Here is a 14,915-nt window from a genome sequence, read left to right on the forward strand (position 1 = left end):
CGATATGACGTTGCATTACCCCAGGAACTGCTGGTATGTAGCCGCGATGAGCCATGAGGTCGGGCGCAGCCTGCTTGATCGCACCATCCTCAACGAGCCGGTACTACTGTACCGCCGCGAGGACGGCAGCGTGGCTGCCATCGAGAACCGCTGCAGCCATCGCCGCGTTTCGCTATCGCTCGGCACGCTGGTAGGCGACCACGTGCAATGCGGCTACCACGGCCTGCGCTTCGACGGCGACGGCGCCTGCGTGCGCATTCCCGCCCAGGACCGGATCCCGCCGCAGGCCTGCATCCGCGCCTATCCGGTCGCCGAGCGCGATGGCTTCGTGTGGATCTGGCCCGGTCAACGCGACCTTGCCGACGTCAGGCTGGTGCCCGATTTCTCCGAGGTCTGCTCGTCGCCGCGCTTTGCCGGCCGGCGCGCCAGCACGCTGCCAGTGCAGGCACCGTGCCTGTTCAATATCGAGAACGTGCTGGACCTGTCCCATGTCAGCTATGCGCATGAGAAGACTGTGGGCACGCCGGAAGTGGCAGAGACGCGCCCCGAGACCGAAATCACCGATACCTATGTCGAAGTCCGCCGCACATTGGAGCGCTCGGGCGCGTCACCACTGTATCGACGGCTGTTTGACTGGCATGAGGTCAGGCATACCCAATCCATCCGGTTCTGGCCGGGCGGTAACGTGCGCCTGAACATCACGATCGAGCCGGTCGGCAACACCGATCCGTCACAGGTGCGCCACCTGCGCGTGGTCGGACCGTGCACGCCCGAGACCGATGTGACCCATTTCAAGTTCTCGGCGATGTATCGCGATTTTGCGCTGGACGACGTCGAAGTCACTGCGACTATTGCGGAGCAGTTCCACAAGACCATCCTCGAGGACAAGGTCCTGATGGAGGACCAGCAGCGCAACTGGCACGCCGATGGCGACGGCGTCCGGATGATCGACCTGGCCGTCGACCGGGCGCCGCTGGCCGCGCGCCGCATGCTCAGGCAACTGGCTGGAGCCGAGCGGCAGTAGCCCCGGCGCCACCCATAACGACAACACAAGGAGACAACCCATGCCCCACCGCACGCTCCTGTGCCTGCTGGCGCTCGCGCCCATGCTGGCCATGCAGCCGGCCGGCGCCGCACCGCCAGCGTCCAGCTATCCGGCAAAGCCGGTCACCATCGTCGTACCCTACGCCGCCGGCGGTGCGACCGACGCCATGATCCGTCCGATCGCCGAAGCGCTCAGCAGCCAATGGAAGCAACCGGTCATCGTCGACAACCGCCCGGGCGCCAACGGCATCATCGCCACGCAACTGGTCAGCAAGGCTGCTCCGGACGGATACACACTGCTGCTGAGCCTTACCGGCTTGGTGCAGAACCTCAGCCTGTACAAGAAGGTGCCGTATGACCCGTTCAAGGACCTGCAGGCCATCACACAGCTCGGGACGCAGCCGATGGGTCTCGCCGTGTCCCCCGCCAGTCCGTATCGCACTGTCGGCGCATTGCTCGATGCCGCACGCGCTACCCCTGGCAAGTTTTCCTACGGGTCGTTCGGCACCGGATCGACCGGCCATATCTACGGCGAACTGCTGCGCAGCACCGCAAAGCTTGAGATTCCGCATGTCGCCTACAAAGGCGAGGCACCGATGCTGCCCGACCTGATCGCCGGGCGCATCCAGCTTGGCTTTGTCTCGGCCTCAACCGCGGCCACGCGCCACCGCGACAAGTCGCTGCGCATCCTCGCGGTGACCGGACCACGCCGCATCGGCACGATGGCAGACGTGCCGACGCTGGCCGAGCTTGGCTACAAGGGCTTCGAGGCAGTGGGCTGGTATGGGCTGTTCGCGCCCGCCGGCACGCCAAAGCCGGTGGTGGAGAAAATCGTTGCCGATACCCGGGCGGTACTGCAAAGCCCCGCCATCGTGGCACGCCTGCGCGACCAGGCCATCGAGCCCACCGGCACCTCGCCCGACGATTTCACCAGGCTGCTGCGCGCCGACTACGCCAAGTGGGACGGCCTGATCAAGACCTTCAAGATTGAACTGGAATAACCAATGAACCCACTCCAACAACCCTCCCTGCTGCAGCCGCTTTGCCTGATCGGCGGCGCGTGGCAAGGCGCGGACAGCGGCGAGACTTTCGACGTGCTGGACCCGGCCAGCGGCGCCCGCCTGGCCAGCGTACCGGCGGCCGGGCGCGCGGAGACCTGTCGTGCCATCGATGCCGCCGAGCACGCCCTCGCTTCGTGGCGCAAGCAGCCGGCACAGGAGCGCGCCGCGCTGCTGCGCCGCTGGCATGACCTGATCCTGGCCAACCAGGAAGATCTCGCGCAACTGCTCACTGCTGAGCAAGGCAAGCCGCTGGACGATGCCCGCGCTGAAGTCGCCTATGCCGCGTCCTTTGTCGACTGGTTTGCCGAAGAGGCCCGGCGCGTCTATGGCGATGTAATTCCGGCGCCGTCCGGCGACCGCCGGATCCTGACGCTGAAGGAACCGGTCGGCGTATGCGGCGCGATTACGCCGTGGAACTTCCCCTACGCGATGGTCACGCGCAAGGTCGCGCCTGCGCTGGCGGCCGGCTGCACCATGGTCCTCAAGCCGGCGGAGCAGACGCCATTGTGCGCGCTGGCGCTGGGCGTACTGGCGCAGCAGGCCGGCATTCCGGATGGGGTGCTCAATATCGTCACCGGCGACCCCGTCGCCATCGGCAGGGCGCTGACCGACAGTCCGGTGGTGCACAAGATCAGCTTTACCGGTTCCACCCAGGTGGGCCGCTTGCTGATGCGCCAGTCGGCCGACACCCTGAAGAAACTGTCGCTTGAACTGGGCGGCAACGCACCGTTCATCGTCTATGACGATGCCGACCTGGATGCCGCGGTGGCCGGACTGATGATCGCCAAGTTCCGCAACGCGGGCCAGGCGTGCATCGCGGCCAACCGCATCTATGTGCAGCGCGGCGTCTACGATGACTTCGCCGCCCGGCTCACGCGCGCCGTATCCGAACTCAGGGTAGGCAATGGCGCAGAACCGGGCGTGGAAATAGGACCGCTGATCGACGATGCGGCCATCGCCAAGGTCGAAGCCCACGTGCAGGACGCCTTGCGCCATGGCGCCAGGGTACTGTGCGGCGGCAGGCGCCACGCGCATGGGGGCACCTGGTTCGAGCCTACCGTGCTCGCCGATGCCTCGACCGCGATGCGGCTGGCCACCGAAGAGACCTTCGGGCCGGTCGCACCGCTGTTTCCGTTCGATGCCGATGACGAAGCCATTACCGCAGCAAATGCCGTGGAGTACGGCCTGGGCGCCTATGTCTACAGCCGCGACATCAACCGGATCTGGCGTGCGATCGATGCACTGGAAACCGGAATGGTGGGCATCAACAGCGGGCTGATCTCGACGGCGGTCGCCCCGTTCGGAGGCGTCAAACAATCCGGCTTGGGCCGTGAGGGCTCGAAGTACGGCCTCGACGAGTACCTCGTGCTCAAATACGTTTGCCTCGGCGGACTCTAGTCTGCCGCGCAGACCGGCTCGGGAGCCGGTCTGCCTTCAGCCTGCGTCAGTAGGCAGCGGCTGATCGACAATCGCCTGCGCACGGGCGGCGTCCACACCGAGCGCCCGCAGCAGGCAGACGCAAAAGGAGCGCACATAGCCCGGCGGGCGCGATTCGCTCAGCAACGCCCGCATTGCCATCCGCACGCTACCCACGACCAGGTCGCTGGCACTGGCAAGATCGCCGAACTCGAACTGGCCCGCATGTTTGCCGGCAATCAGCTCCGGGCGGGGATAGCTGAGTAGGTCCTCGTTGATGGACTGGCCATCCACCGACAACGCATACACGAGCCAGCCCCAGGCTGGCTTCTCGAACGTGCGCTGCAACACGAGGCGCGTCTGCGCCGCAAAGCGTTCGACCGGATCTGCAATGGTGTGGCAGCGTCGCTGGATCTCGTCGAACGGATCGTGGCCGATCTCCTTCCACAGATCCGCGAGCAACTCGTCGCGAGTCTCGTAATAGTTGTAGAAGGTGCCGCGCGCCACGCCGGCAGCCTGGATGAAATCGTCGATCGTCGCCTTCTTCTCGCCCAGATCCGCCACCACCCGGGCAGCCGCCTCCAGCAGCTTCTGCCGCATCCGGGTCCTGCGCTCTTGCCCGATCTCTACCCGTCTGACGTTGTTCATGTTTGCCCATTGTCCTGTCTGGTCATCATGATACCAAATAGACTGATATTGTTCATATTGACAAATACAGTCTAATAATTCATGATGAATCCACTGCCGGCCCAAGGCCGCGGCTACATCAAAAAAGTGCACCGCCGGTGGCGCGTGCGCCCGGAATGGAGACACGTATGGACCACTCCCATGCTCAAAGGGAATCAAGGATCTCTCCGCAATGGCTCGCGTCGACGCCGCTGATGGACGATGTCCAGGCCGGGAGCCTGCGGCATATCCTGAATCTCGCCGCCCGGCTCCCGGACGACTGGTCGGGCATGCAAGGCCGCACCACCTTGCAAGAGGACTTCGGCGCACTGCGCTTCCAGCTTGCCTACATGGCCTATGCACTAGGCCTCGCCCACGTACATCGCCTTCCCGCCGCCCCGGCCGTGTTCAGGCAGCCGTTCGACAGCCTGATCGGCAAGATCCTCTCCCCCGATGTCTGGACCTACTGGCACTACGTCGGCACCGGCAACGGCCCGTTCAACAAATCGCTGGGCGAGCTGCCCGCGCAGTGGGATCCGGTGGTCAGGGACAACATCATGTACAGCGCCTATGTGCAGAGCATGGCGTTGCTCTATCACTACCTGTTCCGCGACGACAAGTACGCTGCCAAGGGTGCACTGACCTTCTCGGTCAACCCGCTGTTCTGGGGTGAAGGCGGCAAGCATTTTGTGTACGACGAGCGGTCGCTCAACGAGCACCTTTACTGGAGCATGGTCGAGCGTGGCTATCTTGGCATCGCCTGCGAGCCCAATTGCGTATTCCAGATCTGCAACCAGCCTTCGATCCTGGGCTTTCGCTTCCATGACCTCGTCTACGGAGGATCCATCGCAGAGGAAGTGACCACCGGCTACCTGCAGGCCTGGTCCCAGTTCGGCGTGCTGAACGACGCCGGCCACTTCAATATGATGGTGCAGGAGCGCGAGCGCCAGGTGATCACTCCTACCAATCTGCCCTGGACGGATTTCTGGATGGCTTCGTTGATGCATGCGTGGAACCCGGATTTCGTGCAGCAACATTACCCGCGCTTCGTCGCGCAGTGGGTAAGCGACGGCCCGGATGGCAGCGCCTGGGTCAAGCCTGCGCCGACGCTCGCCCCCGGCGCTGCGGAACGATCCACGGCGTATGACTTCGGCTGGGCTGCGGTGTGCGCTTCCGAGGTTGGCGACGAAGCCTTGCTCAAGCGCCTGCATGCCTATGCCGACGCGCGCCTGGACCCGACCTGGCAACACGGCGGGCTCTACTATCCGCGTTGCGACCAACGGCTTGACGAAGACGGCCTGTTGCGTGCGATGGATCCGCATACCGGCAATGCCTTGCTTCCCTATTCAAGGCTGAACGTACCCGGCGGCCTGCGGGCCCTCTATGAAGGGCCATGGCAGGACGAGCATTTCGCGCAGCCTGGCCTGGCAGCCATGACGCCTTCGCTCGACGTCCGTCGGGCATGGTTCGATCCGCATATCAACGCCCTGGCATTGACGCTGGGCCCCGTGCGCGACACCAAGGCCAGGCCCGAGGCGCACCTTGAGCTGGCCAACGTGTGGAACCGCGGCGCCTGGCGGTTGGAGCGGGAGCAGGACCTGCTGGCTTACGGAGATGCCGACCGGGTCCTCTGGACCAGCCCCAACGTCAGGGTGGAACGGGCACATGAGCAGATGATCGTCGAGCTTGATGTCGTCAACAGAACCACGATGGTGCTGTCATGGAACTGAAGGCCGGCCCAGGCGGGGAATTCTCGCTGATCGATCATGACGGCCAAGCCGTGACGCAGAACAGCTATCGTGGCCACTACCGCCTGGTCTTTTTCGGCTTCACGCATTGCCGCTTGGTCTGCCCGCGCAATCTGGCGCGCTTGTCCCGCATCCTGGAGGCGCTGGGCCCGCGCGCCGAGGAAATCCGCTCCCTATATGTCAGCGTGGATCCCGAGCGCGATACGCCCGAGGTCATGAAGGACTTTCTTGCCAAGAACTATCCGCGCTTCACCGGCCTGACGGGAAGCCGAGCCCAGGTCGATCACGCCAAGCAATCATTCCGCGTCTTCGCCGAGCGCAAGGCCGATCCCGACGATCCGGACGGCTATGCCGTGCCGCATACCGCCATCACTTACCTGATGGACCGGAATGGCGGCTATCTCGCGCATTTTCCGGAGAGCCTGCCAGAGCAGGAAGTACTTCAGCGGATCTCGGCGCTGCTGGATTCGGCAAGCGCCGCACACCAGTAAAGACGACCTGAAGCAAGCTGAAGCGTTTTCCGGGAAGCCACCCCCACTATCAACGCGCCAACAAATCGAGAGCGCGACGCGGAGACCCCGACGTGGAAACATCCATTGGAGACCTCATCAGGCATTCGGCAGTCAAGTATTCCGATAAGACTGCGCTAATTGTCGATGGGAGGCGTTACTCGTTCACGGAAATCGACACCCTGTCGTCAAATGTGGCTGCCCATTTGATCAGACGCGGGCTTGAGCCAGGGACAAGGGTGTCGCTCTACTCGCCCAACTGCGCCGAGTGGATCATTGCCTATTATGGGATCCTGAAAGCGGGTTGCGTCGCCAACCCCCTCAACCTGATGCTGACCGCGTCCGAGGCACTGTATGCCATCCGCGACTGCCAAGCGGCCGCTGTGTTCGGCCAGCTGGACAAGCTTGCAGCGCTACGCGAGCAGTCCGACAGCGCAGTGCCAAGCCTGATCTCGTTTCAGGGTCGGTCCGGCGGGATTGAAGGTTTCGAGGCATGGATCGCCGCCCCGTCAGAGTCGATCGATGGCGAACGCCCGGTCGTCCCCGAGGCCATCAGCACGATCGCCTACACGTCCGGGACGACGGGCAATCCCAAAGGTGCCGTACTGTCACACCGCTCGATCTTGCTGAATACCGCGATGACGGCCATGTTCCATGTCCGCACCGCGGAGGACACTGTGGTCAGTGCGCTGCCACTCTCGCACGTCTACGGGAACATCGTCATGAACAGCGCCATCGCCTATGGCATGACGCTGGTGCTCCACAGCACCTTCAAGCCCAAGGACATACTGGGCAGTATCCAGCAGCATCGCGCCACCTTATTTGAAGGCGTGCCGACGATGTATATGTACCTGCTGGACTTCCCGCATCTGGCCGACTACGACCTGTCATCGCTGACGCGCTGCACGGTCGGCGGGCAAACCATGCCGCTGGCCAAAATGGAACAGGTGGAAGCATGGTTCGGGGTTCCCCTGCTCGAGCTGTGGGGCATGACGGAACTTGGCGGCCTGGGTACCACCCACTGCCTGCACGGACCGCGTCGCTTGGGATCGATCGGTATCCCACTGCCGTTCATGCAGGCTCGCGTCGTCGGCCCCGGCTCCGCTTTGCCGCTGACGACAAACGAGGTCGGCGAGCTCGTGCTGAAAGGGCCGCTGACGATGGAGGGCTACCTGAACGCCCCCGACGCCACCGCCGAAGCCATCGATGCAGAAGGCTGGCTGCACACCGGCGACCTGGCCTATATCGACGGTGACGGGTTCATCTATATCGTCGACCGCCTCAAGGACATGATCATCACCGGCGGCTACAACATCTATCCGGCCGAGCTGGAACGGGTGCTTTGCGCCCACCCGGCGGTGGCCATGGCGGCGGTGGTAGGCGTGCCCGATCCAACCAAGGGCGAACTGGCGAAAGCGTTCGTCGTGCTGGCCCGCGGCATGTCCGTTACCCCGGACGAGATCCTCGAGTTCTGCCGCACTCGCCTGGCGAACTACAAGCTTCCGAGAATGGTGCAGTTCGTCGATGACCTGCCAAAGACCGCGTCCGGAAAGATTTTGCGCCGGCACCTGAAACGCAGTTAACGCAATTCAAAACCTATCCAGGAGGGCCAGATATGGCTTGTTGCCTGTTGGCAATGGTGGCGCTCGGTCCGGGCATCGCCTTGCTGGGCTGGCTACGGCAAATGCTTGGCGGTGCGTCGCGCGAGCCGTGCTGTCCGGCCGGAACACCCCGGCGTCGGTCTTGTGCCGCGCTTGTCGTGGCTGCCATGGCGTTGATGGTCCCGGCCGGTGCCGCGCTGGCTGACTACGCATGGGATGCCTGGCTGGCGCATCAAAGCCACTTCAGTCAAGTCGTCGGCCAGCTTGAAGCCGAGCTTCAGGCGTCGCGCTGCAAAGCTTCTCCGGTATCAGGCGAGGTGCCGACCAGAGTTTCCCACGGCAGCGTAGCGCTGCTTTCCCATCTCCCCGTCAAGGAGCAACAAGACCAATGAACCAAGCAACGACTGAACCGGGACGCGTACCGTACGCGATGACGATCGATGGCAAGCGGATCGAGTCGGCGCAAACAGGGGTCGCGATCAACCCGGCCACCGAGCAGGGGATCTGCCCCTTCCCGCTGGCATCCAGGGACGACCTCGAGGCTGCCGTCGCAGCGGCCCGCGCGGCGTTCCCAGGGTGGGCTGCCACGGCGATAGAAGACAGGCAGCGCGCGGTCACGGCGCTTGGCGACATCATCGAGCGCAATTACGAAGCGTTCGTCCAGTTGCTGTGCACGGAGCAAGGCAAGAGCCGTGCCGCAGCCGAATGGGAAATCGGCGGATCGGTTCACTGGTGTCGGGAGATTGCGAAGCAGCGCCTTGATGACGAAGCCGTGGACGTGGACAGCGATGACGCGGTGGTCACGCGCTACACGCCGATCGGCGTGGTCGCAGGGATCACGCCGTGGAATTTCCCGCTGCTGCTGGCGATCTGGAAGATCGCGCCGGCGCTGGTCGCCGGCAATACGATGGTGCTCAAGCCCTCCCCTTACACGCCGCTGTGCACGCTCTGGTTCGGTGAACTGGCGCAAGACGTGCTGCCGCCTGGGGTGCTCAATATCATCTCCGGTGGCAATGAACTGGGGCAATGGCTGACGGAACATCCGCATATCGGCAAGATCGCATTCACCGGCTCCACCGCGACGGGCAGGAAGGTGATGCAGAGCGCGGCAAGCAACCTGAAACGCCTGACGCTGGAGCTGGGTGGCAACGACGCAGCCATCGTGTTGCCGGACGTTGATCCGCGCAAGATCGCCAAAGACCTGTTCTGGGCATCGTTCGCCAACAGCGCGCAGTTCTGCGTTGCCTGCAAACGTCTCTACATCCACGAAGAGATCTACGACGAGGTCGCCGAGGCACTGGTCGCTTATGCGAAGAGCGTGAAGATGGGCGAATGGACCGGTGCCAGCGTGGAACTAGGTCCGCTGCAGAACCGCATGCAATACGACAAGGTGCGGGATCTGCTGGATGACTCGCGGGCGCAGGGACACAAGTTCCTGCTTGGTGGCGATGTGCCTGAACAGCCTGGCTATTTCATCCCCGTCACGTTGATCGACAACCCGCCTGAAGATGCACGCTGCGTCACCGAGGAAGCGTTCGGACCGGTGTTGCCACTGCTGAAATGGCGCGACCTCGACGATGTCATCGACCGGGCAAACCGCAGCCACTATGGCCTTGCCGCCTCGGTATGGTCTCGCGACACGGACATGGCGCAGCGCATCGCAGCCCGACTGGAAACGGGAACGGTATGGATCAACCAGGTCCATGTGTTCTCTCCACACGTTGCCTTTGGCGGGCACAAGCAATCGGGCCTGGGCATCGAGAACTCGCTGCATGGCCTGGCCGAGTACTCCAACCTGCAAACCATCCGCAGCAAGCCATTGGCGGCCTGATGCGGTCCGCTTCATTCGGCAAACCACGATAAGCATTGGAACCTGGGAGTCAGAGCTAATGGAGAAGACAAAACTGCGGATCGTCAAGGCCGCTGTGGTACGGGAAAAGTCAGGCCCGTTCCTGCTCGAGGAGATCCGGCTGGAAGAACCCCGAGACAACGAGGTGCTCGTCAGGATCCTTGGCACCGGCGTCTGCCACACGGACATGGTGGTGCGCGACCAGTATTTCCCGACTCCATTGCCGGCCGTGCTGGGCCACGAGGGGGCCGGTGTCGTGGAACAGGTCGGCGCTGCCGTCACCAAGGTCGCGCCCGGCGACCATGTCGTGCTGACCTACGCGAGCTGCGGCGTCTGCGCCAACTGCCAGAAGGGACTGTATGGGTACTGCCCTGACCTGTATGCCAGGAACTTTTCGGGTGCGCGCCCGGATGGTTCCTCGCCGTGCTGCTCGGCGCATGGCGGGCGCCTAAGCGGATATTTTTTCGGCCAGTCGTCGTTTGCGGAATACGCGGTGGCGACGGAGCGCAACGTGGTGAAGGTGCGCAAGGACGTGCCGATCGAGTTGATGGGGCCGCTCGGCTGCGGCATCCAGACTGGTGCCGGTGCGGTGATTAATGCGCTGAAGCCTGGTGCGGGCTCAAGCATCGCCGTGTTCGGCGCTGGTTCGGTCGGACTGGCGGCAGTCATGGCCGCACGTGTGGTCGGCTGTACCATGATCATCGCGGTGGATGTGATGCCTGCGCGACTTGCGTTGGCCGAGGAGTTGGGCGCAACGCATGTGATCAATGGCGCCGAGTGTGATGCCACCGCGCAGATCGCGGCAATCAGCGGTGGCGAAGGTGTCCAGTACTCGCTGGAGTGCACGGGAATTCCGAGCGTGGTGCGCCAGGCTGTGGACTGTCTGCGGCTGACAGGGACCTGCGGTGTCATTGGCGTTGCACCGTTAGGTACGGAAGTCGCATTGGACCTGAATACGATCCTGTTCGGCCGCACGGTGCGGGGCATTATCGAAGGGGACAGCATCCCCGACATCTTTATTCCCCAACTGATCGAGCTCTGGGTCCAGGGGCGTTTCCCGTTTGACAAGCTGCTGCGCAAATTCCCGCTGTCTGAGATCAACCAGGCGGTGCAAGCGAGCGAACGCGGTGATGTCCTGAAGGCAATCGTCACTCCCTGAACCATCCTAAGGAAACATCATGAACGTCACCGACATCGCCACCCGATGGCTTGACCAGCTCCAGCAACCCGACTCGGTTGCGTTTGCCGACCTTTTCACAGAGGATGGCCTGTATGTCGATCCTTCCTGGGGGTTGGCGCGGCAGGGGCGCGAGTTCGTCCGGCTGCATCATCGCAAATGGCACGCTGCAGTCCCCGACTTCAAAGCCGAGCTCGAGCGGGTGCTTGTCGACGGCATGACGGCAATTCTTCTCTACAAAGGGACCGGGACATTCGATGGAGAGCCGCTGGGGGCAGGCGAGAACATGATGCAGCCAACAAATCGCCCATTCAAAGCCCGCGCCGTTATCGTTCTCGACCTTGACGAAAACGGGCTCGTCAAATGCTGCACCGAATATTATGACCGGTCCATCATGCCGATGGGCGTGAAGACACCTTATGCCGACGATCCACGCGGACTGCAATAGCTATCTTCATCGGACGCTGGCGTTTTCCCATTTGACGGCATGCTGCGCAAACACTCGTTGTCTGAAATCAACGAGGCGGTGCAAGCGAGCGAACGCGGCGACGTCCTGAAAAGCAATTGTCACTCCTTAAGCTGCGCCTGCCCGGGATGTGCCGGGCAGGCATGCGGGCGTGTTGCCGCTGGCGCGTCCGCACAGGTTCGCGATTCTTGATTAGTGCTTCACTGGGGGGCCTGCATTGCCTCGCGCCTGGCCGCACGCCAGTCCCTTGGCGACATGCCGGCGCGCTCGCGAAAGACCCGGCTAAAGTGCGCAACGTCACTGAACCCCCACGAGTACGCAATATCGCTAACGCTGCGCTCCGCTTGGCGCGGATCGACCAGGTCGTGCTGGCAGCCTTCCAGGCGCCATTGCCACATCAGCTTGCCCAGCGACTGCGGTTCGTTCTGGAACAGTCTGTACAGATGCGCCGGGGAGATCGACAGGGCTTTCGCGATGCTCCCTACCGTCATTCCCGGCTCGCGCAGATGCTCGCGCAGATATGCCTTGATGCGCGCGCGGTGATAGGCCTCCAGATTTGAAGCCTTGTGCAGATTGGCCCCGGGCAAGCCACGCAACCCAGCGGCGATGATGCTGGCCAGTCCCTCCGACACACTGTCTGCGGAAGACGGATGAAGGTTGTCGAGATCGACGTGCAGGGTCTCCAGCATTACCCGCAGCAGACTTGCCGCAGCGCTCTGCCGGGGGACGGTGGTGGCCGTGAGCTGGCCGAGGCCACTTACCGAAGTTTCCAGGCAAGTCCGCTGCAGCCGCAGCACGGTGACGTCGTGATGGTCGCCGTCGAAATGCAGCTCATAGGGGCGCGTACAGTCATACACGGCAAAGTCCCCTGCCCCCAACATCGCCTGGCGGCCGTCCTGGCAGACGACGCCGTGTCCCGCGCGTTGCAGCTGGACGAGGTAGTAGTCTTCCGCTTCCTTGCGAATGCAGGCGGGCGTTCGCCACACCCGCTTTGCATTGGAGGACAGGCACGTAAATCTCAGTGGACCGACGGTGCTGAGTTCGATATTTCCAAAAAAAGGCAATTCCCCAGGAGAAGCACAGTCAAGGTGCACATAGATTGTGCAGATCATGTCGAGCCAGTATTCGAAGCGCTGACTGGCCGGCACGGCTGAGGTCGAGAGCACTTGTCGAATGCCCTCCCCTGCCCTTATTGGTGGCGAGGAGCCATGCGATGCATCGAATTGTTTCATGAGCGGAGACCTCAGCATTTCTGGCATGCCATACGTTAAGCAACTTGCACGCCTGTCTCGCGCAAGGCGTTCTTCCTCACAAAGTCAGCATGGCCCTGAGAAGCGATCAAACCTAGCATGTCGCCCGATCGACGAGCCATTCGTATCGTCCCTAACCCGGCCGAACGGCCAACGCTGCACAGCTGCCGCTGCGCACGGTATTCCGGAAAGAGATTTCCAGACAAGATTCCCGAGCGATCCAGCAAAGCGGATCCGCTGGACGATTCCTACACTGCAGTTCCGTCCCCGCCACTGCAGGTGGAGGGCAGGTCCGAAACAGGGCGTGGCGCGCGGCGCGGATAAATACACTATCAGGAGCAAGCGATGGGAATCATTCATCCCAAATACAAGGTGGCGGTGGTGCAGGCGGCGCCAGTCTGGCTGGACCTCGATGCGACGGTTGACAAGACCATTCGGTACATCGAAGAGGCGGCCGCGGCAGGCGCCAAGCTGATCGCGTTCCCGGAAACCTGGATTCCGGGTTATCCATGGCACATCTGGATGGGTGCGCCGGTATGGGGTATCGCCCGCGGTTTCGTACAGCGCTACTTCGACAATTCGCTGAGCTACGACAGTCCGCAGGCCCAACGCCTGGCCCAGGCCGCGCGTGATTGTGGCATTACCGTGGTGCTTGGCCTGTCGGAGCGCGACGGTGGCACGCTCTACATCGCCCAATGGCTGATCGGCCCGGACGGCGAAACCATTGCCCGGCGTCGCAAGCTGAAGGCGACACACGCGGAGCGCATGGTGTTCGGCGAAGGTGATGGCAGTGATCTCGCCGTTCACCAGACCGAACTTGGCCGCCTGGGTGCGCTGTGCTGCTGGGAGAACATGTTGTCCCTCAACAAATACGCGATGTATTCACAGCATGAGCAGGTTCACGTTGCCTGCTGGCCGAGCTTCTCCGCCTATGAACCGTACGCGCATGCGCTGGGCTGGGAAGTGAATAACGCGATCAGCAGGGTTTATGCCGTGGAGGGCTCGTGCTTCGTTCTCGCGCCTTGTGCCGTGATCTCGGAGGCGATGATCGACGAATTGTGCGATACACAAGACAAGCACCAATTGGTGCGCGCTGGCGGCGGGCATGCCGTGATCTACGGGCCGGACGGCAGCCCGCTGTGCGACAAACTGGCACAAGACGAAGAGGGCCTGCTGTACGCGGACATCGATCTCGGCGCCATCGGCGTGGCAAAGAATGCGATGGATCCGGTGGGCCACTATTCGCGGCCGGACGTTCACCGTCTACTGCTCAACACCAGGAAAGGCAATCGCGTAGAGCGCTTCTCGTTGCCGCTCGACAGCGAGACGCCGCATGAGGAAGCGAGCAACGCGTAACGCGAAGAATGGTTGTGTCGCAGTAAGGAGGCGTAAGCGGGTGAAGCCGGCGGTGGTCGTTGGCTTATGCGGCCAGCGAGTAGAATTGCTGGGCAGCAGACGCAGTGCTTCCATCGCTGCACTGCATCTGGCCCTTGGCAATCATGTGCATCAGTTCGATGCCGCCCAACAGGACGCTCGCGCAGCGAAAGTTCTTGAACCCCAGCATCGGTCGAGTGAGGCGCTTGATGGCTCGGTGGTCCTGCTCGACGATATTGTTCAGGTATTTGACCTGGCGGATGACGATGGGCGTCTCCCGGTCGGCGTTGATGTCGTGCAGCGCAGCCAGGTTGGCCGGGCTGCCGTCGATGGTCACTGAATCGGGTTCGCCGTTTTGCTCGACAGCCTTCTTGAGAAAGCGCTGTGCCGCCGCCTTGTCGCGCTGGGCGCGCAGCAGGAAGTCGATAGTATTGCCAGCCCTGTCCACTGCCCGATACAGATATTTCCACTGACCGCGTACCAGGATGTAGGTCTCGTCCATACGCCAGCTTTTGGCCACAGGGCGCTTGCGACGACGAAACACCTTGTGCAGCGCCGGCAGCAACTTGAGCGCCCAGCGGTGCATGGTCGAGTAATCGACCGAGATGCCACGCTCGGCCATCATTTCTTCGAGCTGACGCAGGCTCAGCGGATAAGCGACGTACCAGCGTACGCAGGTCAGCATCACCTCCAGCGGGTAGTGCAAACGCTTCAATACCTTTGCAACTTCCGGGTTCATGACTGTTGCCCACAC

Annotated in this window: 14 protein-coding genes; 11 read left to right on the forward strand and 3 right to left on the reverse strand. The window is 62.7% G+C overall.

Annotated elements, in window-relative coordinates; all coding sequences use genetic code 11:
• The first annotated feature begins 4 nt into the window (after positions 1-4).
• Genes ACW4E8_RS05500 through ACW4E8_RS05510 form a run of 3 tightly spaced genes read left to right on the forward strand, consistent with a single transcriptional unit; the run spans position 5 to position 3,503 of the window.
• Positions 5-1,024: a Rieske 2Fe-2S domain-containing protein gene (locus ACW4E8_RS05500; protein ID WP_456803589.1), complete on the forward strand. Its 1,020-nt coding sequence runs from the start codon at positions 5-7 to the stop codon at positions 1,022-1,024.
• A 40-nt stretch (positions 1,025-1,064) separates the two neighbouring features.
• Positions 1,065-2,045 (forward strand): Bug family tripartite tricarboxylate transporter substrate binding protein, encoded by a 981-nt coding sequence (locus ACW4E8_RS05505; RefSeq protein ID WP_456803590.1) that lies wholly within the window; start codon positions 1,065-1,067, stop codon positions 2,043-2,045.
• 3 nt (positions 2,046-2,048) lie between these two features.
• The gene (locus tag ACW4E8_RS05510) at positions 2,049-3,503 is read left to right on the forward strand and encodes an NAD-dependent succinate-semialdehyde dehydrogenase (RefSeq protein ID WP_456803591.1); all 1,455 of its coding nucleotides are present in this window, start codon (positions 2,049-2,051) and stop codon (positions 3,501-3,503) included.
• Between the two features lie 36 nt (positions 3,504-3,539).
• On the opposite strand, the gene ACW4E8_RS05515 is transcribed toward ACW4E8_RS05510, so the two are convergent.
• Complete coding sequence (locus ACW4E8_RS05515; protein WP_456803592.1) at positions 3,540-4,169, reverse strand: TetR/AcrR family transcriptional regulator; 630 nt, start codon at positions 4,167-4,169, stop codon at positions 3,540-3,542.
• 167 nt (positions 4,170-4,336) lie between these two features.
• Here ACW4E8_RS05515 and ACW4E8_RS05520 point away from each other — a divergent pair, with 167 nt between their 5' ends.
• From ACW4E8_RS05520 to ACW4E8_RS05550, 7 genes are all read left to right on the forward strand, one after another.
• The gene (locus ACW4E8_RS05520) at positions 4,337-5,917 is read left to right on the forward strand and encodes a linalool dehydratase/isomerase domain-containing protein (RefSeq protein ID WP_456803593.1); all 1,581 of its coding nucleotides are present in this window, start codon (positions 4,337-4,339) and stop codon (positions 5,915-5,917) included.
• Positions 5,908-6,426, forward strand: a complete 519-nt coding sequence (locus tag ACW4E8_RS05525) for an SCO family protein (protein WP_456803594.1) — start codon at positions 5,908-5,910, stop codon at positions 6,424-6,426. The genes ACW4E8_RS05520 and ACW4E8_RS05525 overlap by 10 nt, the downstream gene beginning before the upstream one ends.
• A gap of 92 nt (positions 6,427-6,518) precedes the next feature.
• A complete protein-coding gene (locus ACW4E8_RS05530; protein ID WP_456803595.1) occupies positions 6,519-8,027 on the forward strand; it encodes a class I adenylate-forming enzyme family protein in 1,509 nt (502 codons plus the stop codon).
• Positions 8,028-8,212: 185 nt separating this feature from the next.
• Complete coding sequence (locus ACW4E8_RS05535) at positions 8,213-8,437, forward strand: hypothetical protein (protein ID WP_456803596.1); 225 nt, start codon at positions 8,213-8,215, stop codon at positions 8,435-8,437.
• Positions 8,434-9,876 (forward strand): aldehyde dehydrogenase family protein, encoded by a 1,443-nt coding sequence (locus tag ACW4E8_RS05540; protein WP_456803597.1) that lies wholly within the window; start codon positions 8,434-8,436, stop codon positions 9,874-9,876. The genes ACW4E8_RS05535 and ACW4E8_RS05540 overlap by 4 nt, the downstream gene beginning before the upstream one ends.
• A 58-nt stretch (positions 9,877-9,934) precedes the next feature.
• Positions 9,935-11,053, forward strand: coding sequence for an NAD(P)-dependent alcohol dehydrogenase (locus ACW4E8_RS05545; protein WP_456803598.1), 1,119 nt, complete (start codon positions 9,935-9,937; stop codon positions 11,051-11,053).
• A 19-nt stretch (positions 11,054-11,072) separates the two neighbouring features.
• Positions 11,073-11,519, forward strand: a complete 447-nt coding sequence (locus ACW4E8_RS05550) for a nuclear transport factor 2 family protein (protein ID WP_456803599.1) — start codon at positions 11,073-11,075, stop codon at positions 11,517-11,519.
• Positions 11,520-11,737: 218 nt separating this feature from the next.
• Here ACW4E8_RS05550 and ACW4E8_RS05555 read toward each other — a convergent pair whose 3' ends face one another.
• Positions 11,738-12,769, reverse strand: a complete 1,032-nt coding sequence (locus ACW4E8_RS05555; RefSeq protein WP_456803600.1) for an AraC-like ligand-binding domain-containing protein — start codon at positions 12,767-12,769, stop codon at positions 11,738-11,740.
• A gap of 363 nt (positions 12,770-13,132) precedes the next feature.
• Between ACW4E8_RS05555 and ACW4E8_RS05560 the strand changes: the two genes are divergently transcribed.
• On the forward strand, positions 13,133-14,143 hold the full coding sequence (locus tag ACW4E8_RS05560) for a carbon-nitrogen hydrolase family protein (RefSeq protein WP_456803601.1): 1,011 nt from the start codon (positions 13,133-13,135) through the stop codon (positions 14,141-14,143).
• A 64-nt stretch (positions 14,144-14,207) separates the two neighbouring features.
• Here ACW4E8_RS05560 and ACW4E8_RS05565 read toward each other — a convergent pair whose 3' ends face one another.
• Entirely contained in the window at positions 14,208-14,900 is a 693-nt protein-coding gene (locus ACW4E8_RS05565; protein WP_456803602.1) for an IS6 family transposase, read from the reverse strand.
• Between the last annotated feature and the right edge of the window lie 15 nt (positions 14,901-14,915).

Source organism: Cupriavidus sp. CP313, from assembly GCF_054072015.1.